Origin of the sequence: Rathayibacter sp. YIM 133350, from assembly GCF_037404875.1 — a bacterium.
In the GTDB taxonomy this organism is placed as follows: domain Bacteria; phylum Actinomycetota; class Actinomycetes; order Actinomycetales; family Microbacteriaceae; genus Orlajensenia.
In genome coordinates, this window is record NZ_JBBELO010000017.1 from 140,367 (window position 1) to 167,066 (window position 26,700).

Here is a 26,700-nt window from a genome sequence, read left to right on the forward strand (position 1 = left end):
GGCGCCTGTTGCGCCAGTTGCGCGGCCGCTGCGCCAGATCTTCTGGCGCAACGGCCGTGCAAGTGGAGCAACGGATGCGGCGCCGGGCCCAGTGGGGCGGAGGTGCGACGGAAGGGAGGGGCCGCCGCATCCGTTGCGGTCAGGCGCTGCGCTGGTAGGTGCGGAAGGCGCGCGTGGCCACCCAGGCGAGCACGGCCGTGAACAGCGCGAGGTAGCCGAGGTGCAGCCAGACCGACGCCCAGTCGGGATCGGCCGAGAGCAGCGCCTCGCGCCCGGCGACCACCGCCCACTCGAACGGGTTGAAGGCGGCAACGTTGGCCACCCAGTCCGCCGAGAGCTTCAGGTCCATGAGGGCGGAACTGAGGAACATCAGCGGAATCGTGATGAGCTGCGAGAGCCCGATGAGCACGGTCTGGTTGCGGGCGAGCAGCGCAGCGGCGTTCGAGAGCGCCGAGAAGGCGGCCGTGAGCAGCATGGCAGCGAGCAGCAGCACGAGGATGCCGGTGAAGCCGCCGTCGAACCGTGCGCCGAGCAACCACGCGACGCCGATGACGATGAGCGACTGAACCAGCGTGAGGATCGCCTGGTAGACCAGCGTCGAGACCATCATGGCGCCGCGGTTGGTCGGCGAGGTGAGCAGGCGATCCATGACACCGCGATCCATGTCTTGGATGTAGCTCGTGCCCGCCCACGCGCTGCCGAACAGCGCCATCATCGCGACGATGCCCGGCGTGAGGAACTCGAGGTAGTTCGCGCCGCCCGAGAATCCGGGAATCTCGACCACGCTCTTGAAGAGCTGCCCGAACAGCAGCAGCCAGATGAGCGGCTGCACGAGGTTCATGACGATGAAGGCCGGGATGCGCACGGCAGCACGCAGGTGGCGCAGCGTGAGGTATGCGGTGTGGCGCAGGAAGGTGGGTCCGGCGACATCCGTCGTCGTGCGAACCGGGGTGGCGAGAGCCGTGGTCATGATGCGACCTCCTCGAGGGATGCGGAGCCGGCGCTGTGCGCTGAGGCGAAGGAATGCCCGGTGTGGGCGAGGTAGACGTCGTCGAGGCTGGGCCGGGCAACGGTGGCGGAGGCGACGGACAGGCCGGCGCCGTCGAGCAGGGTGAGGGCGATCGGCAGGGCCGCTCCCCCGGCATCCGCACGGGCGCGCAGGATGCGGCCGTCGACGGCGATCTCGCGCAGTTCGCGGATGCGGCCCACCACGGCGAGCGCCTCGGAGATGCGACCCGCGTCATGCAGCTCGAGCACGACGGCGTCGCCGCGCAGCCCGGCCTTCAGCTCCTCGGGCGTGCCCTCGGCGACGACCCGGCCATGATCGACGATCGCGAGGCGATCCGCGAGCCGGTCCGCCTCCTCGAGGTAGTGCGTCGTCAGCAGCACGGTCATGTGCTCCTGGGCGGCCATCCGCTCGATCTCGAACCACATCTCGGCGCGCGCCTCGGGATCCAGGCCGGTGGTCGGCTCATCGAGGAAGAGCACCGAGGGGGTGTGCATGAGGCCGATGGCCACGTCGAGCTTGCGCACCATGCCGCCCGAGTACGTCTTCACCTGCCGGCCGGCAGCTGCGGTGAGGGCGAACCGTTCCAGCAACTCGTCGGCACGGATGCCGGCGTCACGCGTCGCCATGCCCTGCAGCTGGCCGGCGAGTACGAGGTTCTCGCGCCCCGTGTCCATCGGGTCGGAGACCTGCTTCTGTGCGACGAAGCCGATCGAGCGGCGCACCCGCGCGGAATCCCGCACATCGACCCCGGCGACATAGGCCTCGCCGGAGTCGGCCTGGGCCAACGTGGAGAGGATCTTCACGGTGGTCGATTTGCCGGCCCCGTTGGGTCCGAGCAGGCCGAAGACGGTGCCCACCCGCGCCGAGAAGCTCAGCCCGTCGAGGGCGGTGAGGCGCGGCTTGCCGCGGCCTGCCGGATAGGTCTTGACGAGGTTCCTGGCTTCGAGCGCCAGCCCCGGTGTCGCTGCAGTCATGCTGCACTCCTTGATCGATTCGGAGTCGTCGCAGCAGTCGCCGGTAAACTGGCGGCACGCACTGGTTGACGGATTCGGCTCACGCTGAACGACTCGGTTGCGAGGCGGTTCGGATGTTGCCGCATCCGGATCGCCGCTTTCTTTGTTCTTCTGTTGTCACGGGATGACCGCTCCCGCGGGCGGTGTCTGTGGTGGCGTTCGCGGCGTCTGTCGGGACCCCGCACCTGTTGCCGTCGGTGCCGGTTCGGTCTCAGTGCTTCTTCGGCCCGAACAGCATCCGGGCCAGCAGCAGCATCATGGCCGCGAAGCCGCCGAGCAGCGCGAGCCAGGACCACAGCCAGCCGATGGTGAAGCCGAGCACGATGAAGACGGCGAAGGCCACGATCCAGATGACCACCGTGTAGATGCCGAACCGCGCGGCCGTCTCGGGCTCCTCCTCGAAGCGGTTGCCGACGTTCCACTCCTGCTGGGCGGCCCGCACCCACGCCTTGTGGCGATTGGTCTGGGTGGCTCCGAGGAACGAGAACAGCACGATGCCCGGCACCACGCCCAGCCCCGCGAACAGGAGGCCCCACAGCGGCAGGGTTGCGAGCGCGACGAGGCCGCCGAAGCCGAGACCATGGAGGGTGAGGAACGACGCGACCCCGTAGCCGACGGCGCGACGCACCGGCATCGGGTGGTTCGTCGTCGTCTCCTGGGTGAGCGCGTCGCCGACGATCCACCCGATGCCGACGCAACCCAGTCCCAGTAGCGCGATGATGGCGCCGATCGGAAGGTTCAGCACGCCGGTCGCGCCGAGCGCGGCGAGCAGAAGCCCTGCCGCGGCGACGAGGGATGCGACGACGATACCCACGACGAATCCCGGCTTCGGCCGCACTCGGCCCAGCCGGAACGCCGCGTTCTGCGCGGGCATCGGGCCACCGGATGCGTTCGGCCCGACCGCGAGCGATTCGGCGACGAGTTCACGCACGTCGCCCAGCTCCGCGATCGCCTGGCGGGCGGCATCCGACGGGGTCGCGCCGGCGGCCTCGAGGTCGGCGACACGGGAGAGGAGGTTGGCGCGCACCTCTTCCTTGAGGTCTTGGGCGTCGGGGGTCATGCCGACGCCGAGGAAGGCCTCGTCGAGCAGGCGGTGGATGTCGCCGCCCGCCGGGCGGGGAGCGGTGGGGTCAGCCATTGTTCGTGTCCTTCACGTCGAGCAGGGAGTCGATGATGCGTCGCGTCGCGACCCAGGCCGAGACGTTGCCCGAGTAGACGGCGCGGCCGGCGTCGGTGATGCGGTAGTACTTGCGGCGACCGCCCTGGGTCTCATCCCCCCAGTACGACTCGACGAGGCCGTCTTTCTCGAGGCGGCGATAGGTCGCGTAGAGCGTCGCCTCCTTGATCTCGTGCTTACCGCCGGTTGCGTCGCGAATGGCCTTGTAGATCTCGAAGCCGTAGCGGTCGGCCCGGCGCAGGATGCCGAGCACGATCGTGTCGGTGTGCCCGCGCAGCAGGTCGGCCGCGAAGGCGCCGCTCTCTGCTGCGGCCGCGGCGTCCGGAATGTTCATCACGACAAGTACTGTATCACATCAACTACTACACGTCAGCAGAATCAGCCTGACAGCGGATCTATCCGCCGCGACGACGGCGCGCCCGCGAGGGAACGACGGTGCGGTGGCGGGGGATCGGTGCGGCGGGCGGCGAGGTCAGCAGGAGCGGCGCCTCAACCCTCACACGTGCCGGCGACGGCGTCGCCAGGCGGCGGGAGCGGCGGCGTCAGTCTGCCGCGGACGCCACGACGGCCAGCAGCTTCTCGCCGTACTGCTCGCGCTTCTTCTCGCCGATTCCCGGGATGCCGGCGAGGGCCGCCGTCGAGGCCGGGCGGGCGGAGGCGACGGCCCGCAACGTCGCATCGCCGAAGACGATGTAGGCGGGCACGCCCTGTTCGCGCGCCTCGCCGGCACGCCACGCGCGCAGGGCCTCGAACAGCCCGCGATGCTCCACGGCGAGGTCGGCGGGCGCCGATCGTGCCGAGCGCGCCGCTCGGCCCGCCGGACGGTCGGGTTCGGTGCGCAGCATCACTGTGCGCGCGCCGGAGAGCACGGCGGCGCCGGCATCCGTCAGCGCGAGCGTGCCGTACTCGCCCTGCGCGGCGAGCAGCCCCTGCGCGAGCAGTTGCCGAATGACTCCGCGCCACTGCTGCTCGCTCAGGTCGGCGCCGATTCCCCAGGTCGCGAGGCGCTCGTGCCCCCACTGCTCGGTGCGCGGCGTGCTCTTGCCGCGCAGGATGTCGATGCTCTGGCCCGCTCCGAAGCTCTGGCCCCGCTCGCGCTTGAGCCGAACGATCGTCGAGAGCAGCTTCTGGGCCGGAACGGTACCGTCCCACGATTCCGGCGGCGTGAGGCAGGTGTCGCAGTTGCCGCAGGGCGTGGAGGGCTGCCCGAAGTAGCTGAGCAGGTTGACGCGGCGACACTCGACCGTTTCGCAGAGGGCGAGCATGGCGTCGAGGTGCTGGCCGAGCCGGCGCTTGAACACGGGGTCGCCCGGCGACTTGTCGATGAGTTGGCGCTGCTGCACGACATCCTGCAGGCCATAGGCCATCCATGCCGTCGAGGGTTCGCCGTCTCGGCCGGCGCGGCCGGTCTCCTGGTAGTAGCCCTCGACCGACTTGGGCAGGTCGATGTGGGCCACGAAGCGCACGTCGGGCTTGTCGATGCCCATGCCGAAGGCGATCGTGGCCACGACGATCACCCCGTCCTCCCGCAGGAACCGCGACTGGGCCCGTGCGCGCAGGGGGGCATCGAGTCCGGCGTGGTAGGCGACAGCATCCAGTCCGTTCGCCCGCAGGAACTCGGCGGTCTTCTCGACCGTCGCCCGCGAAAGGGCGTAGACGATGCCCGCATCGCGCGGGTGCTCGGTGCGGATGAAGTCGAGCAGCTGCTTGCGCGGCTCGTTCTTCGACACGATGCGGTACTGGATGTTCGGACGATCGAAGCTCGAGACGAAGTGCTGGGCGCGACCGAGATGCAGGCGCTCGGCGATCTCGCGGTGCGTGGCCTCGGTGGCGGTGGCCGTGAGCGCGATGCGGGGAACGTCGGGCCAACGCTCGGCGAGGTCGCCCAGGGCGAGGTAGTCGGGACGGAAGTCGTGCCCCCACTGGCTCACGCAGTGCGCCTCGTCGATCGCGAACAGCGCGATGGTGCCCGCGGCGAGGAATCGCTTGGAGGATTCGGAGTTCAGACGCTCCGGCGCGATGTAGAGCAGGTCGAGCTCGCCCGACAGGTACGCCCGCTCGACCACCGCGCGCTCGGCGGCCGTCTGCGTGGAGTTGAGGTAGGAGGCCCGCACGCCGACTGCTTCGAGGGCGTCGACCTGGTCGTGCATGAGGGCGATGAGCGGGGAGACCACGACGCCGGTGCCCGCACGCAGCAGAGCGGGAATCTGGTAGCACAGGCTCTTGCCGCCACCCGTGGGCATGAGCACGACGGCATCGCCGCCCGAGGCGACCTGCTCGATGATCTGCGCCTGCTCGCCGCGGAAGTGGTCGTAGCCGAAGACCGTGCGCAGCGCATCCGTCGCCGAGGTGAAGCGCGCAGGCGAGGCACGACGCACGGATGCCGCGGGCCGCGTGCCGCCGGTGGGCGCCGCGGAACGGGTGCCGCCGGCCCGCGCCGCGGAATGGGTGCCGCCGGCATCCCGTGCGGAGTAACCGGCGAGCTGCTCGAGCTCGGCGTCGCTCGGCGGCAGCCACTCGTCAGGACCGCCGTTCTGGCCGTCGAAGCCGCCGTCTGACGCGCCGCCGAAGCCACCGCCGTCGAGGGGTGCGCCGTCGTCGAGGGGAGGCTCATCCCATGCCGGCTCTGCGCTCCAACTCACCCGCCGAGTCTACGTGGGACCGCCCACGCGACCGGCGGCCCTGTGCGCTGCGCCACTTCGCGGCCCGTTGCGCCAGTTGTTCTGGCGCAACGGCCGCGGTAGTGGCGCAACAGCGGCACCGGGCGGTGTACGGCGGCTCGGTGCTAGGGCTTCGGCTCGCGCCTCCGCAGCACCAACAGCGTGATGCCGGCGGCGAGCGCGAGCGCCACGACGGCGCCGCCGATCCACAGGATGTCGGTGAGGGCTCCCTGTGACGCGGCGGCGCCCTCTGCGGGAGCAGCGGCCGGGGAAGTCTGTCCGGAACCGTCGGCCGGAGCCGCCGTCGCACAGGTCGGCGGCTGCGCGCTCCCCGTGGCCAGCACCACTTCGGCTGCCGGCTGCCAGTCGAACGTGAACTGTCCCGACACCGGATGCCCGTCGGTCGAGACCACCTGCCAGGTGACCGTGTAGGTTCCTGGCTGGCCGAGTTCGGCATCCATCGAGAGGGTCGGCCCCTCGATGCTCACGCAGCCGTCGCCGTAGTACCGCACCGCACCCTCCGGCCCCGACACGCGCATCGCCGAACTGCTGCCGAAGTCCAGCAGGTTGTCGTTCGTCGTGAGCGAGATCGTTCCGGGCTGCTCCGTGACTGTGGCTCCATTGGCCGGGGTCGATCCGATCGGATAGTTGTGGGCGAACGCGGGCGTGGCCACCGCCACGGATGCGGCGACGAGCGCGACGCCAGCCGCCAGCGCCGCGAGGCGCCCGCCGCGTCGAGCCGGCCGCCCCGACCGGACGCCGACGCGACCGACGCGAGCGAACCGGCCGGTGGCGCGTTCGGTCACCGGTGAGGAGGGGACGGTGTGGCGGGCCACGACGCTACTTCGCCGCCGCGCGCCGGCGGGAGGCCACGGCGATCACCACGCCGATCACCCCCACCACGAGCCCCGCGATGCCGAGCACGCGAGCCAGAACGTCGGGCTGAGCCGCGGCATCCGTCGTCGAGGAGCTCGCAGTGGCGTCGTCCGAATGCTCGGAACCGCCGTGCTCGTCGCCCGTGGCCGCGGTCACCGTGATGGCGGGCGCCGGATGCTCGGGCTCGTCGCCGCCCTCGGGCGTCTTCTCGTTCCACTCGACGGAACCCTGTTCACAGGTCTGCGTCACGGGGAACTCGAGCGTCTTGCCGGCCGCATCCTTCGGCAGCGGCAGGGAGAGGGCGAAGGTGTCGCGCAGGTCGGCCGGAAGCGGGTCCTTTGCCGTGTACACGACCTGTCCGACGTGCTCGGTGATCGTGTCGTCGCCGTCGGTGATCGGCTTGGCGAGCGCCTCGGTGACCTTCGACACGGTCCAGCCGGGGTTCACGGTCGGGGTGACGGAGATGATGCTCTCGGGAATGTGGATGGCCAGGCTCGTGGTGGGTGAGCCGTCGCAACCGTGCGGCAGCGAGAAGGTGAGAACGCTGTAGCCGCCGGCGGCTGTGGCGTCGGGAGTCACCTCGACATGGGCGCTTGCAGAGAGGGGTGCGGCGACGGCGAACAGCAGACCGGCGCCGAGTGCGGCGGCGGCGAGGGCAGGGGTACGGGATTTCATGGGAGTCCTTACAAGTCGATGCGCGCCGACCGGAGCCGTGAGGCGGAAGCCGTCAGGCCGGAGCCGTCAGGCCGGAGCCGTCAGGCGGGAGCCGTCAGGCGGGAGCCGTCAGGCGGGGGCCGTCGGGCCGGAGCCGTCAGGCGGTGTTCGGCGCGGGGAGGGATGCGGTTTGGGGCGCTCTAGGCGAACGCGAGCAGAACCGGCGGCCCTCGATGCCGCATCGACGAGAGGCGGGGCGCGACGTCGCCCCGAAGCGGAAGCGTCGCATCCGGGCGGATGCGGGCGATCGCGATCGGCACGAGCTGCGGCAGGCGCACCAGGGTGCCGACGGCGCGTGCGAGCAGCGACGACAGTGCCCGCAGCGTGCGTTCACCGCGGTGCAGCGCCGCGATCGTGAGAACGGCCGCGCAGAGGTGCGCGATCGACATGGCAACGCCATTGTGCAGGTGGGGCGACGCCGGCATCGGCACAGCCGCGAGCTCGCTCGTCATGCCGGCCGCGGTGAGGTGATGACCGGAATGCGCGACGGCCGTTCCTCCGCTGACGACGAAGAGCGCGTGGAAGGCGAGTTGGCTGAGCACCACGGATGCGCCCAGGCGCAGCAGCGACAGATTACGGCCGGCGAGCGCGATGCAGGTCAGTGCCGAGAAGGCGAACGCGAGCAGTGCACCGGGGCCGAGTGGGACCGAGCCGCCGCCGAGCGTGTGCGACAGCGCGGCGAGCAGGGTTGCGACGGCGGCCGCGGCGACCCCGCGGCCAACGCGCGCGCCGCGTCCGGTCATGCCTCCAGCCTACGGGACCGGCCGGCGCAGGCATCCGACGCCAAGTCGCTCGGCAACCGCAGGATCAGCGTCACGGCGGGGCTGTAATGGGCTCGCCGTGCCGCTCGTCCTGCATTTCGGATGCCCGGCCACCGTGACCGCGGCATCCGTCCGCCCCCGCGCAGCGCAACCGCAGGATCAGCGTCACGGCGAGGTTGTGGCGGCCTCGCCGTGCCGCTCGTCCTGCATTCCGGATGCCATGCCACCCTTAGGCTGGAGGCCATGCTCACAGCGATCGTCGGCGTCGTCGGTGCGCTCATCTTCGGGTCGGCCGACTTTCTCGGCGGACTGGCCGCTCGACGCATCAGAGCCGTTGCAGCGACAGCGACGGCGGCTCTGACCGGTCTGGTCGGCCTGCTACTGGCGCTTCCGTTCGTCGGAGGCGCCTGGTCGGCATCCGTAGTGCTGTGGGGCTCCCTCTCGGGCGTCAGCGGTGCCCTCGCCATCTCTCTGCTGTACGCGTGCCTTGCGATCGGACCGATGAGCATACTGTCGCCGCTGACCGCCGTTGTCTCGGCCATCGTTCCCATGACCGCGGGGCTGCTCGGCGGCGAGCGCCTCGCTCCGCTGGGCTACTGGGCGCTCGGGCTCGCGCTCGTGGCCGTCGTTCTCGTGGGTTTCGTTCCCGAGAAGGGCGCGGTTCGGCCCAGCCTCAAGGGCATTCTGATGGCGATCGGGGCGGGCGTCGCCATGGGCGCCTTCATGATCCTCGTTGACCTGACCCCCGTCGACAGTGGGCTGCTGCCCCTCGTTCTCAACCGCGGGGTGAACGCCACGATCACGTTCGCCGCACTCGGCGTGATCGCCGTCTTCGCAGCGCGCCGACGCGTCCAGTCGGGTACCGGGGCGTCGGCTGCGACCGGCGCCGCGGATGCCCTACGCGAATCCCGTGAGCCTGTCATCCCGAGCGCCCCCTCCTTGTCGGGCGCTGCGACCAGCACGCTCGCCCCCGTGAGCCTCGCCACCGTAGAGGGGACCGTGGCGCAGCGACGCAAGATGGGCATCCTCATCGCCATCGCCAGCGGTCTCATCGATGTCGTCGCCAACACCCTGCTGCTCATCGGCATCCGCATCGGCGACCTCAGTGTGATGAGCGTGCTGACGGCGCTCTACCCGGCCGGCACCATCCTGCTCGCCGCTCTCGTGCTCAAGGAGCGGATCGCGCCCGTGCAGTGGGCCGGCCTCGCGCTCGCACTCACCGCCGCCGGGATGCTGGCGCTCTCATGAGAAGCGGCGGCGGAGACGGATTCCGTCGTCCGCCGAGGCCGACACCGATCGCGCGGTCGTCCCGTTCTCCGCTAGGACCGACGCCGTTCGCGCGGCGTGTTCGGTGAGAAGAGAACGCCGCACGCGATTCCGATGCCGATCCCGATGAGCGCTCCCGCGATCACGCTGTCGAGGGCGTAGCCGAGCGCGACGCCGAGGATGCCGCCGATGACGAGACCGAGCGGCCACGCGACGATGCCGCTCATGGGCTTGCGGCCGGCGCGGCCGGTCGGGGGCAGTTCAGGCATGCGGCCATTCTGTCACCCGCCGGCGCCGCCGCTGTTCCTGGCCGCCGCTGCTGCCGGCCGCCGCCGCTGCCGCCCGCCGCTGGTGGCTGCCGCCGCTCCTGGCCGGCGCCGCTGCTGGCCGCCGGCGTCCGCCGCGGTTGCGCCACCTCGGGGGCCGTTGCGCCAGAAGAAGGGGCGCAAGGGCCGGGGAGGTGGCGCAACGCGGCATCCGGGGGGCGGCCGCCGCTCCCCGCCGCTCAGCGGCGCGTCAGCGTCGGCCGCAGCACGGATGCCGGCCGGCCGCCCACCGCGAGCTCGACCACGAACTCGACGAGGCGGAACGGCGCCAGCGAGAGCAGGTGCAACAGCAGCAGGGGCGCAACGAAGGCACTGCCGTACGAGAGCAGGGCCGCGAGGCCCGCATCCCTCCCCCACGGCAGCGCCACGAGCGCGGGCAGCAGCACCAGCAGCAGCCACCACGGGCTGCCGAAGGCCAGCACGACGGATGCGGCGACAACGACCACGCTGAGCACCACCTGAGCCACGAGCAGAATCCCGAGCGGGCGCGCATGGCTGAGGTAGCGCTCGGCGGCGACCCACGACCACATCAGCCACGAGCGCAGCAGCGGAACGCCCTGCTCGCGCAGTCCGCGACGGAACGAAGCGTCGTCCTGCCGTCGTTGCACGAGCGCCGCCGCGTCGTCGCCCAGCCCCCTGGCTCGAACCGAGCGCGCGTCGTGCACGATCGCCGCCGCCGACTGCCGCCCGTAACTCGCGATGAAGCTCCACAGGAACTGCGGAACGCTCGCGAGATCGGTGGACTCCTCCCGGCTCGGATGCTCCTGCGGCACGTGCGCGGGCGCTTCGAGGCGCGCACCGGTGACCGCATCGAGGTAGACGATCGCCGATCGCAGTTGGAACCGGTCGCCGTCGGGCGGCACCTGCGCAAGCTCGATGCTCGTCAGTCCCCGGCCATCGGCGGTGTAGAACGGCATCCGACTCCTCTCGTCCGTTCCCATCCTGCCGCCCACCACGGGTGCATCGGCCCTTTCGATGCACTCCCGAGCACCCCTAGCCCCGACTCGGTGCCTCCGCCTAGTCTCGAAGAGACCGGGCGACATCCCGCGCGGCCGATCGGGGACCCGGAGGCAGGCATGTCAACCGCACCAGCATCCGCGGCGAATTCCGCCGCCAAGAACTCGGCGCACCGCTCGGCGAGGGATGCGGCTGCCGCAGCCGTCGACCTCGACGTCGTCGACGCGTGGTGGCGTGCGGCCAACTACCTCAGCGTCGGCCAGATCTACCTGCTCGACAACCCGCTGCTGCGCCGGCCGCTCGAGCGCGACCAGATCAAGCCGCGTCTGCTGGGCCACTGGGGAACCTCGCCGGCGCTGAACCTCGTGTACGCGCACCTGAACCGGGCCATCGTGCAGCGCGGCGTTCCCACCATCTACGTCTGCGGCCCGGGCCACGGCGGTCCGGCCATGGTCGCGAACGCCTGGCTCGACGCCACCTACTCCGAGCTGTTCCCGGCGATCACCTCGGATGCGCAGGGCATGCACCGGCTGTTCAAGCAGTTCTCCTTCCCCGGAGGCATCCCCTCGCACGCCGCTCCTGAGACGCCCGGCTCGATCAACGAGGGCGGCGAGCTCGGCTACTCCCTCATGCACGCCTACGGCGCGGCGCTCGACAACCCCGAACTCGTGGTCGCGTGTGTCATCGGCGACGGCGAGGCCGAGACCGGGCCGCTGGCCGCGAGCTGGCGCGCGCACGCCTTCATCGATCCGAAGACCGATGGCGCGGTGCTGCCCATCCTGAACCTCAACGGCTACAAGATCGCCAATCCCACGCTGCTTGCCCGTATTCCGGAAGAGGAATTGATCGCGTTCTTCCGCGGCAACGGCTACGAGCCCCTGCTCGTCACCGGCGGATTCGATGGCGAAGACCCGATGCTCGTTCACGAGCGCATGGCGGCAGCCATCGACGAGGCTTACGACCGCATCCAGGCCATCTGGGATGAGGCGCGCACGGGCGATGGCGCCGACCCCGACCCCGTCTGGCCGCTCATCGTGCTGCGCACGCCCAAGGGCTGGACGGGACCCAAGTCCGTCGACGGACTCGCTGTCGAGGGCACTTTCCGCTCGCACCAGGTTCCGCTCGCGGGAGTGCGCGATAACCCTGAGCACCTCGCCCAGCTCGAGCAGTGGATGCGCAGCTACCGCCCCGAGGCGCTCTTCGACGACGAGGGCCAACCCATTCCCCTCCTCGCGCCGCTGCGGCCGTCCGGCTCCATCCGCATGAGCGCCAGCCCGCATACCAACGGCGGCATCTACCGCCCGCTCGACCTCCCGGCCATCGAGGAGCACGCGCTCGAGATTCCCGAATCCCGCTGGGTCGAGGGCGAGAGCACTCGCGTGCTCGGATACTGGCTGCGCGACCTCATCGAACGCAACCGCACCACCTGGCGGCTGTTCGGGCCCGACGAGGTCGCCTCCAACCGCCTGGATGCCGTCTTCGAGGTGACCGAGCGGGTGTGGGGCGAGCAGCTCGTCGACGGCGACGTGCACCTGGCGCGCAACGGGCGTGTGATCGAAGCGCTCAGCGAGCACCTCATGGAGGGCATGCTCGAGGGCTACCTGCTCACAGGCCGCCACGGCCTGCTCACCTCGTACGAGGCGTTCATCCACATCGTCGACTCGATGTTCAACCAGCACGCCAAGTGGATCCAGGCTTCAGATCACATCCCGTGGCGCGGTTCCATCCCCTCGCTCACCTACCTGCTCTCCTCGCACGTGTGGCGTCAGGACCACAACGGCTTCTCCCACCAGGATCCGGGCTTCCTCAACGTCGTCGTGAACAAGAAGGCCGAGGTCGTTCGCGTCTACCTCCCGCCGGATGCCAACACCCTGCTCGTGACCATGGAGCACTGCTTCACCACCCTCGACCACGTGAACGTCGTCGTCGCCGGCAAGCAACCGGAGCCGCAGTGGCTCTCGATCGAGGAGGCGCGGGCGCACGGTGAGGCCGGCCTCAGCATCTGGCACTGGGCCGGCAGCGAAGACGACCCCGGGCTCGATCCCGACGTCGTCATCGCCTGCGCGGGCGACGTGCCCACCCTCGAGGCGATCGCCGCGGCGCAGCTGCTGCGCGAGAAGGTGCCCGGCCTGCGCATCCGGTTGGTGAACGTCGTCGACCTCATGCGCCTGCAGGATGCCGCGGAGCATCCCCACGGACTGGAATCCGACGCCTTCGACGCCTTCTTCACGAAAGACAGGCCCGTGATCTTCGCCTTCCACGGCTATCCGGCGCTCATCCACCAGCTCACCTACCGGCGCACGAACCACGCGAATATTCACGTGCGGGGTTTCAAGGAGATGGGCACGACGACCACGCCGTTCGACATGGTGCACCTGAACGACCTGGACCGCTATCGGCTCGCCCTCGACGTGCTGCACCGCGTTCCCGGCCTGGCGGCCAGTCCCGGAATCTCGGAGGTGGCCGACGAGTGGCGCGCGCGGCGGGAGCAGGCGCGCGAGTACGCCTACACGAACGGCGAGGACCCCGACTGGATCACGGGCTGGCGCTTCCGGCGCTGACACGCGAACACCTCACGCCTCGGGACCGAAGACGGGATTGAGGGCCCCGCGTTCGGGCGCGGGACCCTCGAGGTCGCCCACGGATCGGCCAGGATCCCTCAATCGCGGCCTCGGGCGACCGCACCGTCTGTGCTTCGGTGCTCTCTCTGTTCGGAGCCCCTCCGCATTCGGATGGGAACGGATTTCACGGCGTCGCGGGGCATGGCATCATCCGGCGATCGGCACCGCTCCGCCGCTCACGGTGATGCCGCCCGTGGCCGCGATGCTGATCTCCAGAGAACTGGGCCGGCCGACGTGCCGGCCCTGGCGCACGCTCACGGTCGCCGGCGGCACCACGAGGTTCAACGCACGCAGGTACCCGCCGAGTGAGGCAGCCGCAGATCCGGTGGCAGGGTCCTCGGTGATGCGCCCGACCGGGAAGAGGTTGCGGGCCTCGAACGATTCCGCCGAAAGCCCGTGCAGCACGGTCACGGTGCCCGCCCAGCCCTGCCGGTCCATCAGAAGCCGCACGGCGACCGGATCGAAGGTGAACGCGTCGAAGTCCTCGGCGCGGTCGAGAACGAGAATCGGATGCCGGTTGCCCGCGAAGGCGAGCCGCGGCGGGTAACGCTGGTCGAGGTGTCCGAGGGTGAGCCCGAGCAGGTCGAGCAGTTCACCCAGCACCCCGGGCGCGAACTCGCTCACCTCGGGTTCGACGCTCGTGAAGGCCGCCCGCAGACGGCCCTCGGCATCCGTCGTCGTCCGGATGGGCACCTCACCTACGGGGGTCGCGAACCGGATCTCGCCCGGCCCCTCGCGCTCGGCCAGCGCGATGGCGGTGGCGATGGTGGCATGACCGCAGAAGGGCACCTCGGCGATCGGCGAGAAGTAGCGGATGGCGTGCGCGCCGTCGACGGATCCGATCACGAACGCCGTCTCGGCGTAGTCGACCTCGGCGGCGATCCGCTGCATCTCGAGGTCATCCAGTCCGCTCGCGTCGAGCACCACGCCGGCGGGGTTGCCCCCTTCGGGGTCGGATGTGAAGGCGGCGTAGCGGAGAACCTCGATGCTCATCCCTCGATGGTGGAGCACGTCGACCCTGGGGGCAAATGGGCCGGCGCGCTCACCATCGTCGGGCACGGCGGGTCAGGGCTGAGCCTCGTCGCCGAACCGGCCGCGCGCCGAGACCGGGAGAAGCGGCGCATCCGCCCGCGCCCGGATCTGCTGCACCGCCCAGGTGTTGCCGTCGGGATCGGCGAACCCGAAGAAGGTGTCGCCGTCGCGTTCGTCGAAGACCGTGATCTCACTGCACTCGACGCCGCGCTGGCCGAGTTCCTCCCGGGCAGTGGCGGCATCCGCCACCACGAGTTGCAGGCCCCTCAGCGAGCCGGGCGCCATCTCGCGCTGCGACGGCAGGTTGCCCACGACGATCGAGCAACCGGATCCGCGGGGCGTCAGCTGCGCGATATCCATGTGCTCGTTCACGGTGTGGTGATCCAGCGCGAATCCGACCTGATCGCGGTAGAACGCGATCGCCCGGTCCAGGTCGCTCACGGGGACGATGACGACTTCCAGTGTCCAGTCCATGATGCTCTCCTCGCCTCTCGAAACGCGGCTCAGCCGGCCAAGAGCTCTTCGAGGCGCTCGTAGCCGTCGCGCATGCCGTACTCCATGCCCGAGGCGACCATCCCGTCGCGGGCCTCCTGGGTCGGGTAGACCGAGTGGCCCTCGAGCCGCGTGCGGCCGTTCCCGAGGTCGACGAAGCGCATCGAGTCCAGTGCGACGGAGTCGGGGAAGCCTTCGAACTCGAAGGTCTGCACGGCGAACTCGTTCTCGCGCACGACGTGGAAGACGCCGTTGAAGGCGTACTTCTCGTCGCCGCGGCTCTGGATGTAGCGGTAGCGCCCGCCCGTGCGGAAGTCGTACTCCTCGATCTCGCTCTCGAGGTCGCGCGGCCCCATCCACTGCTTGACGAGTTCGGGGTCGCGGTGGGCGTTGAAGACCGCCGCGACGGGGTAGTCGAATTCGCGCACGAAATCGATGTACTGAACGCCCTCGGGCGCGGTGACCGTCAATGCGTTGGTGCTGGTGCTCATTTCTCTTCCTCCTTGATGGTGCCCTCGGAGGCGTTCGCCTCGGAGGTGCCCATCGCTGCCAGCAGCGTGTCCAGACTGCGGAACTGCTGCTCGTGGATGAGCCGGTACCGGTCGATCCAGCTCGTGAGTCTCTCGAGCTCGGCGGGATTCAGGTGCACGGGCCGGCGCTGGGCGTCACGCGTGCGCGTGACCAGACCGGCCGCCTCGAGTACCTGGATGTGCTTCGAGACCGCTTGCAGCGAGATCTCGAAGGGCTCCGCGAGTTCGTTGACCGTCGCCGGGCCCCTGCTCAGGCGGGCGATGATCCGGCGCCGGATCGGATCGGCGAGGGCCATGAATGCCCTGTCGAGTCGCGACTCGGCGGTGGGATCGACGATCATAATCAACTCTCTGCTTTATCAACCATCTGATTGATTAAAGAGTACGGCGGCTTCGAGTAGCCGTCAAGGGGAATCTTCAGTCCGTCGGGCAGTGCAGCTTCGTAGGGATGCGCTGGTTCGCATGCCGCTCGATGCGGTGCAGCGACATCGGCTTGCCGCACAGCGGGCAGTCGGGATCGGCGGGGCGCACCTCCGGCTCCTCCGGGCGTCCGATGCCGACGGCGGCCGGGCCCGTGAAGGTGCGCACGACGTCGTTCGCCTTCTCGTAGAAGCGCCAGAACCGTCCGGCCATCCGCGTCACTCTCCTTGCTCGTACGGGTACAAGCGTACGCAGCCACGTGCGAGGATGCAGGAATGCGGATCGCGGTCACCGGAGGATCAGGAAAGCTCGGCCGGACGGTCGTGCGCGAGTTGGCCGCCCACGGTCACGAGGTGCACAACCTCGATCGGCGGGGTGAACGCAGCGCCACGTTCACCCAGGTGGACGTGACCGACTACGGACAGGTGATCGACGCCCTCGCGGGCATCAACGACCGGCACGACGGCGTCGACGCCCTCGTTCACCTCGCCGCCATCCCGGCGCCCGGCCTCGCCTCCGACGTCGCGACCTTCTCCAACAACATCACGGCCAGCTTCAACGCCTTCTGGGCGGCGCATCGACTCGGCATCCGGCGCATCGTTCACGCATCGAGCGAGACCGTGCTCGGCTTGCCCTTCGATACTCCCCCGCCCTACATTCCCGTGGACGAGGACTACCCGGCACGCCCCGAGTCGGTGTACTCGCTCGTGAAGCACCTCGAGGAGACGCTCGCGATCGAGCTCACCCGCTGGGACCCCGAGCTCTCGATCACCGCGCTGCGTTTCTCGAACGTGATGGATCCGGAGGATTACGCCGAGTTCCCCTCCTTCGATGCGGATGCACGCGCTCGCAAGTGGAACCTGTGGGGCTACATCGACGCCCGCGACGGCGCTCAGGCCATCGAACTTGCCCTCGAGAGGGGCGCTCCGGGCTTCGACCGCTTCATCATCGCGGCCGCCGACACCGTGATGAGCCGGCCGAACGCCGAACTCGTGGCCGAGGTCTTCCCGGGCGTTCCCCTGAAGCGGGAGTTCGGCCCTCACGAGACGTTGCTCTCCATCGACCACGCCCGCCAGGTGCTGGGCTACGACCCGAGGCACTCCTGGCGCGATTCCGTCTGACCGCGGCGAATCTGCAGGACGAGCGGCAGGGCGAGGCTGTCCACGGGTCGGCGCGCCGCTGATCCTGCAGTTTGCGCGGCCCGCGGGTGCGCGACGGCGCCTGATTGAACACCTCGTGTGTGATCATCCTCGACCTCCGTGTGCAGTGAGCCACGGATGCCGCGGGCGGGGCAGAGCGCGATCACAGCGACCTCACGGCGAAAAGAGACTGCGACCCGTACGCCGGTGTGCGAACCTGAGCACATGCAGACGGCGCAGATGCCCTCCTTCGGCGTCGAGGAGGAATTCATGCTCCTCGATTCGCGAACCCTTCGGCCGGTGGATGTTCCGGAGGCCGTGTTCGCGGCGCTCCGCACGCGTTGGTCGGGCCTCGTGAAGCACGAGTTCCTCACCGCCCAGGTGGAGCATGCCTCCGTGGTCTTCGCACGGCTCTCCGACGCTCCCGAGAATCTCGGGCGCTTTCGCGCCGACCTGGCGGAGCACGCCGACCGGCTCGGGGTCGTGGTCGGGTCTGTCGGCGTGCCGTTCGACATGCCGCAGCGACCAGCCATCGCCGCCGGAGAGCGCTACGCGTCGGTCGTCCGCGACTTCGGGGCGATCATCGGTGATCACCAGCTCAACGGCCTGCACGTGCACGTCGGCATCCCGAGTCGGCAAGAGGGCGTTCGCGTTCTCGGCCTGATGCGTCCGTGGCTGCCCCTGCTCGTCGCGTTCAGCGCCAACTCGCCTTTCGCGCGGGGTGCGGACACCGGCTTCGCCAGTTGGCGCACCATCCTGATGCGCCGCTGGACCACGCACGGCTGCCCGCCGTACTTCACCGACGCCGACGACTATGACCGCCGCGTGCACGCGCTCGTCGGCATCGGCGGCACGAACGACATGGGCCTCATCGCCTGGAACCTGCGGCTGTCGGAGCATCTGCCGACCATCGAGTTCCGGATGGCGGACGCGCAGCTCGAGGCCGGCGACAGCGTTCTGGTCGCCGCCCTCTGCCGCGCACTCGTCGCGCGCGCCCTCGCGCATCCGCACGCGCGCGCCGAGTCCGTGGGCTCCGAGCTGCTGGAGGCGGCGGTCTGGGCGGCGGCGCGCGACGGCTTGCGGGCGCGCCTGCCGCATCCGGAGACGGGCGCATCAACGGATGCGACCGCCCTGTTGCGGGAGCTCCTGCCGGCGCTCGAGCCGTGGTTCGGCGCCGAGTCGGCCCTCGTCGAGGTGCTCGGCGAGCGGATGCTCAGCGACGGCACCGGCGCCGACCGCCAGCGCCGCGCCTACACGTCGGGCGGCAGGGCGGCAATGCGACGGCTGCTGCAGGCGAGCACCGCCCGCACTCTCACGTCGGCGGCCGAGGTCTAAGCCGGAGGGCTCAGAGGGCGTGAATGGCCTCGATGATCGCGAGGGTCTCCAGACTCTCGCGGGGATCGACGGGCGTCGGCCCACCGCGCAGGAGGGCATCGGCGAGCGCGCGGTAGAAGGCGCCGTAGTCGCCACGGTCCGTGGGAATGCGCTCGAGGGCGCCCTCGACGCCGAGGCTTCCCCACTGCTGCTCCGGCTTCTCGCCGAAGCCGGCATCCGTGGGCGACGCTCCGCCCTTCAGTGCGGCCTCCTGGGGGTCGAGCCCCCAGGAGGTGTAGCCGGCCTCCGACCCCAGCACGTGGAAGCGCGGACCGAATTGCGGTGCCAGCGAGTTCATCCAGAGGTGCGAGACGACACCGTCCGCGTGCTGCAGCGCGACGAAGGCGTCGTCGTCGGCCGCGGCGCCCTCGCGCAGTGAACGCACCTCGGCGTAGATGTCGTCGACACCGCCGAACAGGGTGATCGCCTGGTCGATGAGGTGGGTGCCGAGGTCGAACAGGATGCCGCCGCCGGCGCCCACGGGCGTCTCGGCCTTCCACGTGGCTGGCGGAGCGGGCTTCCACCACTCGAACCGGGACTCGAAGCGGCGCACGGTGCCGAGCCGGCCTTCGTCCACGAGCCGGCGCAGGGTGAGGAAGTCACCATCCCAGCGCCGGTTCTGGAAGACGGTGAGAAGCAGCCCGCGCTCCTCGGCCTTCTCGATCAGGGCGGCGCCCTCGGCTGCCGTGACCGCGAAGGGCTTGTCGACGACGACATTGGAGCCGGCCTCGAGCGCGGCGTCCGCGAGGTCGACGTGCGCGGCGGGAGGCGCCCCCACGACGACGAGATCCAGGCCTTCGGCGAGAGCCTCTTCTGCGGTGGGCACGATCCGGGCGTTCGGGTACAGGTCGTGAGCCTGCCGGGAGCGCTCGGGGTCGGCTGTGACGATGACCTCGAGGGAGTACTCGGGATTGGCTGCCAAGAACGGGGCATGGAACACCCGGCCCGAGGTGCCGAAGCCGATGACTGCCGTGCGAAGGGGTGCGCTGCTCACCCTGCAAGTCTCGCAGGCCTCGCAGCCCCGCGGCCAGGCGCCGACCCCCTCGGGTCCACTTGCCACTTTTCGTGACTTCGAGGGCGCTCGACGTCACGAAAAGTGGCAAGTCGGGCGTCGTTTGTGGAGGGGCGTAGCATCCGTTCATGCGCTTTCGCTTCGACGCCGCACTCTACGAGTGGAGCGCGCGCGCCAACTGGTTCTTCGTGCGCCTGCCCGAGGAGCAGGGCGCCGACATCGCGGAGGTGCCCCGCGAGCCCCGCGGATTCGGCGCAGTCAAGGTACGTGCCCGGATCGGCGCGACGACGTGGTCGACCTCCATCTTCCCCTCCGACGGCACGTACGTGCTGCCCGTCAAGAGCGCCGTACTCCGCGCCGAGCAGGTCGAAGACGGCGACGTGATCGCGGTCGACCTCGAGGTGCTCGACTCGTGACCGACGAGCGACTGCGCATCGCGGTCGGCGAGGGCACCGTCTCCGCCCTCTACGCGCGCCCCCGATCGGCCATCGCCACTCTCGCGCTGGCCCACGGTGCGGGCGCCGGCAAGGAGCATCCCTTTCTCGCAGGCCTCGCCGCGGCGCTGAACGAGACCGGCGTCGCCACCCTGCGCTTCGACTTCCCCTACCGCGAAGCCGGTCGCCGCATGCCCGATCGTGCCCCCACCGCCATCGCCGCGTGGCGTGCGGTGACGGATGCCGCGACGGCTCGATCCGAGGGCGAGCCCGTGTGGGTCGGCGGCAAGTCGTTCGGCGGCCGGATGGCATCCATGGCGGTGGCCGAGGGCATGCCCGCGGCGGGCATCGTCTTTCTGGGGTACCCGCTGCATCCACCCGGTCGACCCGAACGGCTGCGCGACGAGCACCTCTACGGGCTCAGCCTTCCCCTGCTCTTCCTCCAGGGCGAGAACGACCCCTTCGTCGCCGGTGGCATGCTGCCGGGCATCGTCGAACGCATCGGGCCGAACGCGAGGCTCGAGTGGACGGCGGGCGGCGATCACTCCTTCGGCGTGAAGGGCCTCAAGCGGTCGGCAGCCGAGGTCGGCGCATCGCTCGCGCCGAGCATCGTCGCGTTCCTGCGGAACCAGGGCTGAGGCGCGCATGCCCGTCGTCAGCGCCGGCATCCTGCTGTACCGGCGAGCTCCCAATCTCGAGGTGCTGCTCGGTCACATGGGCGGTCCGTTCTGGGCCCGCAAAGACGCACGAGCGTGGTCGATTCCCAAGGGCATCGTCGACGACGGAGAGCAGATGTTGGCGGCCGCGCTGCGGGAGTTCGCGGAAGAGACCGGCACCCGGGCACCGTCGATCGAGTACCGGGAGCTCGGCACCTACCGGTACTCCTCAGGCAAGAGCATCGTCGTGTTCGCAGGGGAGTCCGACTTCGACGCATCCGCGGTTCGCAGCAACACATTCGAACTGGAATGGCCTCCCCATTCCGGGCGCCTTCAGCAATTCCCCGAGCTCGACCGCGCCGAGTGGATGCCTCTGGCGGCCGCCAGGGAGCGTCTGGTCGCCGGGCAGGTGCCTGCTCTCGACGCCCTGCCCGCGCCCTAGCTTCCGGGCGGAATCCGCAGAACAATGGAAGGGATCAAGGAGGATCTGCGATGAGCACCCTGAACCCGTACCTCAACTTCCGCGACAACGCCCGTGAAGCCATGGAGTTCTACCATTCCGTGTTCGGAGGCGACCTGGCGGTGAGCACCTTCAGCGACTTCTCGCTCGCGCAGAACCCTGCGGACGCCGACAAGGTGATGCACGCCCAGCTCACGACTCCGAGCGGCTTCACGCTCATGGGCGCCGACGTTCCCGAGGGCATGGACTACTCGCCGGGCAGCAGCATCTCCGTCTCGCTCAGCGGTGGCTCGGAGGACGAAGCCGAGCTGCGCGGATTCTGGGACAAGCTCGCCGAGGGCGGCAATCCGTACCTTCCGCTCGAGGCGGCACCATGGGGCGACTACTTCGGCCAGCTCGTGGACCGCTTCGGCATCTCCTGGCTCGTGAACATCGGGGGCGCCGAGCAGCCGGACGGGGAGGGATAGCCCGCGCCATCCGCGCCATCCGCCCGATCCGCGCGAACAGAGCGCAAGCGCGATCAGTCCACCGAGAGGTTCGGGCGCTCCCGGGTGCCGAACTCGTGGCGCAAGGCGCTCAGCGCCGCATACCAACCGGGCAGGCCGGTCACACCGGGCCCGGGGGCGGTGGATGCGGAGGCCAGGTACACGCCGCGCGCCGGGGTGCGCCACGGCTCGGGCGACAGCACCGGGCGCCGGATGAGCTGCGTCAGGCTCGGCTGCCCGGAGGAGATGTCGCCGAGCACGTAGTTCGGGTTGTGCCGCTCCACGTCGACGGCGGTACTGCTCGCAGTCGCGAGGATCGTGTCGCGGAAGCCGGGGGCGAAGCGCTCGATCTGGCGCGTGATGACCTCGGTCTGGTCCTCGTCCGACCCCCGCGGAACATGGGTGTACGCCCACAGCGTGTGCTGGCCCTGCGGCGCCCGGGTGGGGTCGACGATGCTCGGCTGCGAGACGAGAACGACCGGCGCCTCAGAGTGTCGACCGGCCGCGACATCCGCCTCGCCGCGCGCGATCTCGGCACGGGTACCGCCCACGTGCACCGTGCCCGCTCCGTGCAGCTCGGCGTTGGTCCACGGCACCGGCTCCGAGAGGGCGAAGTCGACCTTCGCCACGCCGTTGCCGTACCGGAAACGGCCCAAGGCGCGCAGGTAGCGGGCCGGTAGCCGGTCCCCGGCGATGCGGGCGAGTGCGCGCGGGGTCACGTCGAGCAGCACGGCCCGAGCGTCGGGCAGCTCGACGAGCGAGGCGATCTCGGCATCCGTCACCACCTCGCCGCCGTGGGCGCGGATGTCGTCGACCATCGCGTCGATGATGGACTGGCTGCCGCCGACCGGAATCGGCCAGCCGCGGGCGTGCGCGTACGTTCCCAGCGAGAGCGCGACGCCCGCCGTGGAGAGGCTCGGCAACGGCATGATGGTGTGCGCCGCGATGCCGGTGAGCATGGCGGGGGCCACGTCCTCGCGAAAACGGGTGTTCCAGTCGATGGTGCCCTGCTCGAGCGTGCGGAGGCCGAAACGGATGACGGTCGCCAGGTGCGGCGGAACACGCAGCAGTTGCGACCCCGTGAACCCGGCGACCGCGTCGGCGTGCTCGACGAGGGGTCGCATGAGGCGACCGAAGGCGGGCCCGTCTGCTCCCAGCTCCGCCACGGTGCGGTCGAGGTCGCGATAGGCGATTCCGGCGCGGCCGTTGTCGAGCGGATGGCCGTACGACGCGGGCGGCAGGCGCAGCTCGATGCGGCGCTCCAGCTGGAACTCCCGGAAGAAGGCGGATGCGAGGGCCATCGGGTGCACGGCCGAGCAGATGTCGTGGCGGAAGCCGGGCAGTGTCAGTTCCGCAGTGCGGGCACCGCCGCCGGGCGTCGGATTGCGTTCGTAGACGCGCACAGCCAGCCCGGCATGCGCGAGGGTGACCGCGGCGGCGAGCCCGTTCGGGCCCGCTCCGACGACGACGGCATCCAGTTGGGCCACGAGGCTATCCTTCCGCGTGCGGCCAGGCGCCCGCGCACCACGGGGCGCGGAGAGAGAGCACCACGCTCAGGCCTCGCCGTTGCCCGCCCGGCCTTCGGCGACGAAGGCGAGCCGGCGCAGGGTCTCCACGTTGCGGGCGTAGATCATCGGATCGGTCACGAAGGAAGGAAGCAGGGCACCGGGACCCTCGGAGGGTTCCTCCTGAATGCGCACGACGCAGCCATCGCCGCGCGGCTTCACGTCGATGGTCACGCGGGCCTCGCCGATCGGCCAGGCCGTCGCCTGCAGCACCATGCGGCGCGGCGGATCCCAGACGAGACTCACGGTCTGGTCATCGATGAGCAGCGGCCACACTCCCACGGAGTGGTGCAGCCTGCTGCCCTCCTGCGGCCAGGTGACGTCGACGTCGCGCATGCGGGATGCCCCGACCACCCACGTGGGATAGACCCAGCCGTCGGCGAGCACGGAGAAGACCGCCTCGGGTGAGCACGAGAACTCCTGCACGTTGCGCGACACGGTGCTCCTCTCGGGGGTGCGATGGCCGACGGATGCGACCGTCGTCTCGACGTTACGGCGGCAACGCGGTTCACGACAGTGGTTGACAGCACCACTCGCCGGCACTGCCGCAAAAAAGAAGATGACGGATGCGCCGTGGGGACGGCGCATCCGTCATCGGTCAGGGGTGCGGCAGGCGGTGCCCGCCGCACTCGGGATCAGTAGCTCTGCGAGCCGCCGTAGGGCGATGCCTGCTGGCCGGTGGTGTCGTCGTCTGCCGACGACGCCTCGCCCTGCACGGTGTCCTTGGCGTCGGCGGCGGCGCCCTTCACGTCGTCGGCGGCGTCGGATGCCTCCGCCTTGACGTTCTCGACGGCACCCGTCGCCGACTCCTTCACAGCCTGCGCAGCCTCCTGTGCGGGCTCCTTCAGGTTCTCGCCGACCTCCTTGGCCGCGTCGCCCACCGCGCTCACGAGCGGCTGGGCGGCATCCTTCACCTTCTCGCCGACCTGCTTCTCGACGTTGCTCGACGGGATGAGCGAGGCGGCGAGCAGGCCGACGCCGAAGGCGATGAGGCCGACGGCGAACGGGTTGCCCTGGGCCTTGGCGACTGCCTTGTGGGTGGCGTCGGACACGGCGTCGCCGGCCGATCCCGCGGTGGAGGAGGCGTGGGAGCCGAGGTCGTCGGCGGCACCCATGACGCGGTCGCGCACGGAGTTGAAGGCACCCTTCACCTTGTCGGCCTGGCGCTCCGCGATCTTGCTCGGCGAGACCTTGTCGGCGAGGGCGTCGACATTGCTTCCGAGTTCACGCCGGGTCGCCTCGATGTCGGCACGGATGGCATCAGGATCGTTCGTCATGACTGGTTCTCCGGGTTTCTCTTGAAGGTTTCTGGAATCTCTTTGACGGTGTCGACCGTCTGCGGTGCGCCCTCGACGGACTGCAGCGCGGAGCGGCCGACGAAGAACAGGATGGCGGCGATGATGGCCCAGATGATGGCCACGATGACCGCCGACCAAGCGTTGCCCATGAGGTAGCCGAGGCCCCACCAGAGCGCGATGGAGAAGAACAGCAGCACGAAGAATCCGCCGACCGCGGCGCCGGCGTAGAGACCGACGCCCTTGCCTGCGCGCGTCGCCGACTGGCGCAGCTCCGCCTTGGCGAGTTCGAGCTCCTGACGGATGAGCGTCGAGAGATCGCGCGTCACCTCTCCGAGCAGGTCGCCGAGCGACGTGTTGGCCGCCTTCTGTTCGGACGGCGTGGGTACATCGGTCATGAGGACTGGCCCCAACGCTGCGTGCCCTCTGCCTCATCCGTGCGCTCGCCCGTGAGGAGTCCGTCGAACTCGTCACCCTGCCCACTGCCGGGCTCGGCTCCCGTGTAGTCCACGTCGGCCACCGCGAGATCGGCGTCGCCCTGGTCATCGGCGAGCGAGGAGTAGACGGGCGTCTCGGCTCCGGCGGCTCCGGCGTAGGCGCCGGTCGCTCCGGTGGTCGCGTAGTCGGTACCCGTGTATTCGGTGCCCGTCGAGTAGGTCGGGGTGGAGTAGTCCGTCGCCAGGGTGCTCGGAACCGTGGTGCTCGGGGTGGTTCCGCTCTTGCTGGAGTCGGGTCCGCCGCCCGTGAGCGAACGGGTCAACCGGCCTGCCGCGACGCCCGCGATCGCCGCGATGGCGATGAAGGTGCCCGGCCGACGGCGAGCGAAGGCGCGCACCTCATCGAGGAGCTCGGCCGGCTCCCGGTCGCCGATCCAGCTGGCGACGTCGCCTGCGCGTGTCGAGACACGGCGGACGAGGTCGGCCGCAAGGCCGTTGGAGTCCGAGTTGTTCGCCATGCTGCCGAGGTCATCACCCACGGTGCGCAGGCCATCGGCCACGCGCTTCTGCTGGGTCGACGCCTGGTCCTTCAGCTGCGTGCGGGCTTCGGCGAAGAGGTCTGCTGCCTGCGACTTCACTTCGTGCGCGACACCTGCCGCCTCGTCCTTCGCGGTGCCTGCGACACGAGAACCCGCCTGCACAGCCTCGTCCTTGACGCGCCCGGCCTGTTCCTTCGCGGTCTGGGCCGTGCCCGAGTCGCCCTGCTGGCTGGTGCTGCCGGTGCTCTCGTGTGCCCAGTTCGGTGTTTCACTGTCGGTCATCGCTTCACTCCTTGTGAGTTGCCGACGCGGTCCCATCGACCGCCTCAAACGTAGGACCAGCATCCAGTGGCCCCCGCAGGTCAACAAGGGGATTGCCGCCGAGAGAAGCGGGTGGTAGAAAAATCCGCCCGCTCGTGCCCCTGGGCGGGAATAACATGCGGATTCATGTAGTTTGACCACTCATGACTACCGAGACCCCCCTCCACCCCCAGTACATCGTCGGCACCTGGAAGCTCGACCCCGCTCACTCGGAGCTGTCGTTCACCGTGCGCCACCTCGCCATCAGCAAGGTGCGCGGCACGTTCGAGTCCTTCGATGTCACCATCGTGACCGCCGAGAACCCGGCCGAGACCACCGTCGAGGCGACCATCGACGTGGCATCCGTCAACACCAACCAGGAGGCGCGCGACCAGCACCTGCGCACCAGCGACTTCTTCCTGACGGAGGAGTTCCCTACGGCGACCTTCCGCTCGACCGGCATCTCGATCGACGGCGAGGACTTCAGCATCACGGGTGACCTCACGCTGCGCGGCGTCACCAAGTCCGTCACCCTCAAGGGTGAGTTCGGCGGCGTCGTGACCGACGGCTACGGACAGACGAAGGCGGGCGCCTCGGCATCGACCAAGATCAACCGCCTTGACTTCGGCGTCAACTGGAATGCCGCCCTCGAGGCCGGCGGCTTCACGCTCGGCAACGACGTGACGCTCACCGCCGACCTGCAGGTCACGCTGCAGAAGTAGTCCTTCCGACACTTTCACGGGCGGGCGGCACTTCGGTGCCGCCCGCCCGTTCGTCTTGCGGCGGCGACCCGCAAATTCTGCGGGTTCGCCGACCGGCGCATCCGGTGGGTGCTGCTCGTCTGGCCGGCGCCGCTCCGACGCCGCCGCCCCCGTATCCGCAGCAAAATGCAGGACCACCGGCTCCGCGAGGCTGTCACCCGCTCGCCGGTCCGCTCATCCTGCAGTTTCACCATGGGACGCAGCCAGGGCATGCCGCCGACAGCGGTCAAGCCTGCGCCGCTCCGACGCCGCCGCCCCCCCGCCGCCTCCCGCCGCAGCGAAATGCAGGAGCAGCGGCTCAGCGAGGCTGTCACGCGCTCGCCGCACCGCTCATCCTGCAGTTTCACCACCGGACGCAGCCAGGGCATGCCGCCGACAGCGGTCAAGCC

The 26,700-nt window shown here is 70.0% G+C and carries 30 protein-coding genes; 9 read left to right on the forward strand and 21 right to left on the reverse strand.

From position 1 onward, the window contains the following. Positions 1 to 139 precede the first annotated feature (139 nt). From WDJ51_RS04375 to WDJ51_RS04410, 8 genes are all read right to left on the reverse strand, one after another. A complete protein-coding gene (locus tag WDJ51_RS04375; protein WP_337851208.1) occupies positions 140 to 970 on the reverse strand; it encodes an ABC transporter permease in 831 nt (276 codons plus the stop codon). Next, positions 967 to 1,983, reverse strand: a complete 1,017-nt coding sequence (locus WDJ51_RS04380; RefSeq protein ID WP_337851209.1) for an ATP-binding cassette domain-containing protein — start codon at positions 1,981 to 1,983, stop codon at positions 967 to 969. Before WDJ51_RS04380 ends, WDJ51_RS04375 begins: the two co-directional genes overlap by 4 nt. A 250-nt stretch (positions 1,984 to 2,233) precedes the next feature. After that, the gene (locus WDJ51_RS04385; RefSeq protein ID WP_337851210.1) at positions 2,234 to 3,160 is read right to left on the reverse strand and encodes a permease prefix domain 1-containing protein; all 927 of its coding nucleotides are present in this window, start codon (positions 3,158 to 3,160) and stop codon (positions 2,234 to 2,236) included. After that, on the reverse strand, positions 3,153 to 3,533 hold the full coding sequence (locus WDJ51_RS04390) for a PadR family transcriptional regulator (RefSeq protein ID WP_337851241.1): 381 nt from the start codon (positions 3,531 to 3,533) through the stop codon (positions 3,153 to 3,155). Before WDJ51_RS04390 ends, WDJ51_RS04385 begins: the two co-directional genes overlap by 8 nt. Positions 3,534 to 3,741: 208 nt before the next feature. Then, positions 3,742 to 5,841, reverse strand: coding sequence for a DNA helicase RecQ (gene recQ / locus WDJ51_RS04395; RefSeq protein WP_337851211.1), 2,100 nt, complete (start codon positions 5,839 to 5,841; stop codon positions 3,742 to 3,744). A 143-nt stretch (positions 5,842 to 5,984) separates the two neighbouring features. Beyond that, the gene (locus WDJ51_RS04400; protein WP_337851212.1) at positions 5,985 to 6,665 is read right to left on the reverse strand and encodes a copper resistance CopC family protein; all 681 of its coding nucleotides are present in this window, start codon (positions 6,663 to 6,665) and stop codon (positions 5,985 to 5,987) included. A 34-nt stretch (positions 6,666 to 6,699) separates the two neighbouring features. Continuing rightward, a complete protein-coding gene (locus tag WDJ51_RS04405; protein ID WP_337851213.1) occupies positions 6,700 to 7,410 on the reverse strand; it encodes a YcnI family copper-binding membrane protein in 711 nt (236 codons plus the stop codon). 179 nt (positions 7,411 to 7,589) lie between these two features. Next, positions 7,590 to 8,192, reverse strand: a complete 603-nt coding sequence (locus WDJ51_RS04410) for a hypothetical protein (RefSeq protein WP_337851214.1) — start codon at positions 8,190 to 8,192, stop codon at positions 7,590 to 7,592. A gap of 261 nt (positions 8,193 to 8,453) precedes the next feature. Here WDJ51_RS04410 and WDJ51_RS04415 point away from each other — a divergent pair, with 261 nt between their 5' ends. Beyond that, complete coding sequence (locus WDJ51_RS04415; protein ID WP_337851215.1) at positions 8,454 to 9,458, forward strand: EamA family transporter; 1,005 nt, start codon at positions 8,454 to 8,456, stop codon at positions 9,456 to 9,458. Between the two features lie 71 nt (positions 9,459 to 9,529). On the opposite strand, the gene WDJ51_RS04420 is transcribed toward WDJ51_RS04415, so the two are convergent. Together WDJ51_RS04420 and WDJ51_RS04425 are read right to left on the reverse strand one after the other, a co-directional pair. Next, positions 9,530 to 9,745 (reverse strand): hypothetical protein, encoded by a 216-nt coding sequence (locus WDJ51_RS04420; RefSeq protein WP_337851216.1) that lies wholly within the window; start codon positions 9,743 to 9,745, stop codon positions 9,530 to 9,532. A gap of 236 nt (positions 9,746 to 9,981) precedes the next feature. Next, positions 9,982 to 10,719, reverse strand: coding sequence for a DUF1353 domain-containing protein (locus WDJ51_RS04425; RefSeq protein WP_337851217.1), 738 nt, complete (start codon positions 10,717 to 10,719; stop codon positions 9,982 to 9,984). Between the two features lie 159 nt (positions 10,720 to 10,878). Here WDJ51_RS04425 and WDJ51_RS04430 point away from each other — a divergent pair, with 159 nt between their 5' ends. Further along, positions 10,879 to 13,320: a phosphoketolase family protein gene (locus tag WDJ51_RS04430; protein WP_337851218.1), complete on the forward strand. Its 2,442-nt coding sequence runs from the start codon at positions 10,879 to 10,881 to the stop codon at positions 13,318 to 13,320. A 207-nt stretch (positions 13,321 to 13,527) separates the two neighbouring features. Here WDJ51_RS04430 and WDJ51_RS04435 read toward each other — a convergent pair whose 3' ends face one another. The 5 genes from WDJ51_RS04435 to WDJ51_RS04455 form a co-directional block, all read right to left on the reverse strand. Next, positions 13,528 to 14,373 carry a PhzF family phenazine biosynthesis protein gene (locus tag WDJ51_RS04435; protein WP_337851219.1) on the reverse strand — a complete coding sequence of 282 codons (846 nt, stop codon included), beginning with the start codon at positions 14,371 to 14,373 and terminating at the stop codon, positions 13,528 to 13,530. 72 nt (positions 14,374 to 14,445) lie between these two features. Then, the gene (locus WDJ51_RS04440) at positions 14,446 to 14,886 is read right to left on the reverse strand and encodes a VOC family protein (RefSeq protein WP_337851220.1); all 441 of its coding nucleotides are present in this window, start codon (positions 14,884 to 14,886) and stop codon (positions 14,446 to 14,448) included. 29 nt (positions 14,887 to 14,915) lie between these two features. After that, positions 14,916 to 15,395 carry an SRPBCC family protein gene (locus WDJ51_RS04445; RefSeq protein ID WP_337851221.1) on the reverse strand — a complete coding sequence of 160 codons (480 nt, stop codon included), beginning with the start codon at positions 15,393 to 15,395 and terminating at the stop codon, positions 14,916 to 14,918. After that, positions 15,392 to 15,775, reverse strand: a complete 384-nt coding sequence (locus WDJ51_RS04450) for an ArsR/SmtB family transcription factor (RefSeq protein ID WP_337851222.1) — start codon at positions 15,773 to 15,775, stop codon at positions 15,392 to 15,394. Before WDJ51_RS04450 ends, WDJ51_RS04445 begins: the two co-directional genes overlap by 4 nt. A gap of 76 nt (positions 15,776 to 15,851) precedes the next feature. Further along, on the reverse strand, positions 15,852 to 16,067 hold the full coding sequence (locus WDJ51_RS04455; protein WP_337851223.1) for a hypothetical protein: 216 nt from the start codon (positions 16,065 to 16,067) through the stop codon (positions 15,852 to 15,854). Between the two features lie 62 nt (positions 16,068 to 16,129). Here WDJ51_RS04455 and WDJ51_RS04460 point away from each other — a divergent pair, with 62 nt between their 5' ends. After that, on the forward strand, positions 16,130 to 16,975 hold the full coding sequence (locus tag WDJ51_RS04460) for an NAD-dependent epimerase/dehydratase family protein (protein ID WP_337851224.1): 846 nt from the start codon (positions 16,130 to 16,132) through the stop codon (positions 16,973 to 16,975). 243 nt (positions 16,976 to 17,218) lie between these two features. After that, positions 17,219 to 18,328, forward strand: coding sequence for a carboxylate-amine ligase (locus WDJ51_RS04465; protein ID WP_337851225.1), 1,110 nt, complete (start codon positions 17,219 to 17,221; stop codon positions 18,326 to 18,328). A 10-nt stretch (positions 18,329 to 18,338) separates the two neighbouring features. On the opposite strand, the gene WDJ51_RS04470 is transcribed toward WDJ51_RS04465, so the two are convergent. Continuing rightward, positions 18,339 to 19,361 (reverse strand): Gfo/Idh/MocA family protein, encoded by a 1,023-nt coding sequence (locus tag WDJ51_RS04470; protein WP_337851226.1) that lies wholly within the window; start codon positions 19,359 to 19,361, stop codon positions 18,339 to 18,341. A 146-nt stretch (positions 19,362 to 19,507) separates the two neighbouring features. Here WDJ51_RS04470 and WDJ51_RS04475 point away from each other — a divergent pair, with 146 nt between their 5' ends. The 4 genes from WDJ51_RS04475 to WDJ51_RS04490 are packed head-to-tail and all read left to right on the forward strand — an operon-like array spanning position 19,508 to position 21,396. Continuing rightward, positions 19,508 to 19,795, forward strand: coding sequence for a DUF1905 domain-containing protein (locus WDJ51_RS04475; protein WP_337851227.1), 288 nt, complete (start codon positions 19,508 to 19,510; stop codon positions 19,793 to 19,795). Next, positions 19,792 to 20,451 (forward strand): alpha/beta hydrolase family protein, encoded by a 660-nt coding sequence (locus WDJ51_RS04480; RefSeq protein WP_337851228.1) that lies wholly within the window; start codon positions 19,792 to 19,794, stop codon positions 20,449 to 20,451. Before WDJ51_RS04475 ends, WDJ51_RS04480 begins: the two co-directional genes overlap by 4 nt. A gap of 7 nt (positions 20,452 to 20,458) precedes the next feature. Further along, positions 20,459 to 20,911 carry an NUDIX domain-containing protein gene (locus WDJ51_RS04485; RefSeq protein ID WP_337851229.1) on the forward strand — a complete coding sequence of 151 codons (453 nt, stop codon included), beginning with the start codon at positions 20,459 to 20,461 and terminating at the stop codon, positions 20,909 to 20,911. Positions 20,912 to 20,961: 50 nt separating this feature from the next. Then, the gene (locus WDJ51_RS04490; protein ID WP_337851230.1) at positions 20,962 to 21,396 is read left to right on the forward strand and encodes a VOC family protein; all 435 of its coding nucleotides are present in this window, start codon (positions 20,962 to 20,964) and stop codon (positions 21,394 to 21,396) included. 53 nt (positions 21,397 to 21,449) lie between these two features. On the opposite strand, the gene WDJ51_RS04495 is transcribed toward WDJ51_RS04490, so the two are convergent. The 5 genes from WDJ51_RS04495 to WDJ51_RS04515 all read right to left on the reverse strand — a co-directional run bounded on the left by WDJ51_RS04495 (position 21,450) and on the right by WDJ51_RS04515 (position 25,532). After that, positions 21,450 to 22,901, reverse strand: coding sequence for a phytoene desaturase family protein (locus WDJ51_RS04495; protein WP_337851231.1), 1,452 nt, complete (start codon positions 22,899 to 22,901; stop codon positions 21,450 to 21,452). Between the two features lie 66 nt (positions 22,902 to 22,967). Then, positions 22,968 to 23,417, reverse strand: a complete 450-nt coding sequence (locus WDJ51_RS04500; RefSeq protein ID WP_337851232.1) for an SRPBCC family protein — start codon at positions 23,415 to 23,417, stop codon at positions 22,968 to 22,970. Positions 23,418 to 23,614: 197 nt separating this feature from the next. Continuing rightward, positions 23,615 to 24,256: a DUF3618 domain-containing protein gene (locus tag WDJ51_RS04505; protein ID WP_337851233.1), complete on the reverse strand. Its 642-nt coding sequence runs from the start codon at positions 24,254 to 24,256 to the stop codon at positions 23,615 to 23,617. After that, on the reverse strand, positions 24,253 to 24,672 hold the full coding sequence (locus WDJ51_RS04510; RefSeq protein ID WP_337851234.1) for a phage holin family protein: 420 nt from the start codon (positions 24,670 to 24,672) through the stop codon (positions 24,253 to 24,255). The genes WDJ51_RS04505 and WDJ51_RS04510 overlap by 4 nt, the downstream gene beginning before the upstream one ends. Next, positions 24,669 to 25,532: a hypothetical protein gene (locus WDJ51_RS04515; protein WP_337851235.1), complete on the reverse strand. Its 864-nt coding sequence runs from the start codon at positions 25,530 to 25,532 to the stop codon at positions 24,669 to 24,671. Before WDJ51_RS04515 ends, WDJ51_RS04510 begins: the two co-directional genes overlap by 4 nt. Before the next feature lie 182 nt (positions 25,533 to 25,714). On the opposite strand from WDJ51_RS04515, the gene WDJ51_RS04520 reads away from it, so the two are divergent. Then, a complete protein-coding gene (locus WDJ51_RS04520) occupies positions 25,715 to 26,272 on the forward strand; it encodes a YceI family protein (protein WP_337851236.1) in 558 nt (185 codons plus the stop codon). Positions 26,273 to 26,700: the final 428 nt, after the last annotated feature.

Coding starts and splice junctions, on each gene's coding strand:
- WDJ51_RS04415 (WP_337851215.1), top strand. CDS start 8,454: ATGCTCACAGCGATCGTCGGCGTCGTCGGTGCGCTCATCTTCGGGTCG.
- WDJ51_RS04475 (WP_337851227.1), top strand. CDS start 19,508: ATGCGCTTTCGCTTCGACGCCGCACTCTACGAGTGGAGCGCGCGCGCC.
- WDJ51_RS04465 (WP_337851225.1), top strand. CDS start 17,219: ATGCAGACGGCGCAGATGCCCTCCTTCGGCGTCGAGGAGGAATTCATG.
- WDJ51_RS04410 (WP_337851214.1), bottom strand. CDS start 8,192: ATGACCGGACGCGGCGCGCGCGTTGGCCGCGGGGTCGCCGCGGCCGCC.
- WDJ51_RS04420 (WP_337851216.1), bottom strand. CDS start 9,745: ATGCCTGAACTGCCCCCGACCGGCCGCGCCGGCCGCAAGCCCATGAGC.
- WDJ51_RS04405 (WP_337851213.1), bottom strand. CDS start 7,410: ATGAAATCCCGTACCCCTGCCCTCGCCGCCGCCGCACTCGGCGCCGGT.
- WDJ51_RS04455 (WP_337851223.1), bottom strand. CDS start 16,067: ATGGCCGGACGGTTCTGGCGCTTCTACGAGAAGGCGAACGACGTCGTG.
- WDJ51_RS04385 (WP_337851210.1), bottom strand. CDS start 3,160: ATGGCTGACCCCACCGCTCCCCGCCCGGCGGGCGGCGACATCCACCGC.
- WDJ51_RS04425 (WP_337851217.1), bottom strand. CDS start 10,719: ATGCCGTTCTACACCGCCGATGGCCGGGGACTGACGAGCATCGAGCTT.
- WDJ51_RS04510 (WP_337851234.1), bottom strand. CDS start 24,672: ATGACCGATGTACCCACGCCGTCCGAACAGAAGGCGGCCAACACGTCG.
- WDJ51_RS04520 (WP_337851236.1), top strand. CDS start 25,715: ATGACTACCGAGACCCCCCTCCACCCCCAGTACATCGTCGGCACCTGG.
- WDJ51_RS04450 (WP_337851222.1), bottom strand. CDS start 15,775: ATGATCGTCGATCCCACCGCCGAGTCGCGACTCGACAGGGCATTCATG.
- WDJ51_RS04380 (WP_337851209.1), bottom strand. CDS start 1,983: ATGACTGCAGCGACACCGGGGCTGGCGCTCGAAGCCAGGAACCTCGTC.
- WDJ51_RS04505 (WP_337851233.1), bottom strand. CDS start 24,256: ATGACGAACGATCCTGATGCCATCCGTGCCGACATCGAGGCGACCCGG.
- WDJ51_RS04440 (WP_337851220.1), bottom strand. CDS start 14,886: ATGGACTGGACACTGGAAGTCGTCATCGTCCCCGTGAGCGACCTGGAC.
- WDJ51_RS04485 (WP_337851229.1), top strand. CDS start 20,459: ATGCCCGTCGTCAGCGCCGGCATCCTGCTGTACCGGCGAGCTCCCAAT.
- WDJ51_RS04430 (WP_337851218.1), top strand. CDS start 10,879: ATGTCAACCGCACCAGCATCCGCGGCGAATTCCGCCGCCAAGAACTCG.
- WDJ51_RS04375 (WP_337851208.1), bottom strand. CDS start 970: ATGACCACGGCTCTCGCCACCCCGGTTCGCACGACGACGGATGTCGCC.
- WDJ51_RS04515 (WP_337851235.1), bottom strand. CDS start 25,532: ATGACCGACAGTGAAACACCGAACTGGGCACACGAGAGCACCGGCAGC.
- WDJ51_RS04460 (WP_337851224.1), top strand. CDS start 16,130: ATGCGGATCGCGGTCACCGGAGGATCAGGAAAGCTCGGCCGGACGGTC.
- WDJ51_RS04390 (WP_337851241.1), bottom strand. CDS start 3,533: ATGAACATTCCGGACGCCGCGGCCGCAGCAGAGAGCGGCGCCTTCGCG.
- WDJ51_RS04490 (WP_337851230.1), top strand. CDS start 20,962: ATGAGCACCCTGAACCCGTACCTCAACTTCCGCGACAACGCCCGTGAA.
- WDJ51_RS04435 (WP_337851219.1), bottom strand. CDS start 14,373: ATGAGCATCGAGGTTCTCCGCTACGCCGCCTTCACATCCGACCCCGAA.
- WDJ51_RS04445 (WP_337851221.1), bottom strand. CDS start 15,395: ATGAGCACCAGCACCAACGCATTGACGGTCACCGCGCCCGAGGGCGTT.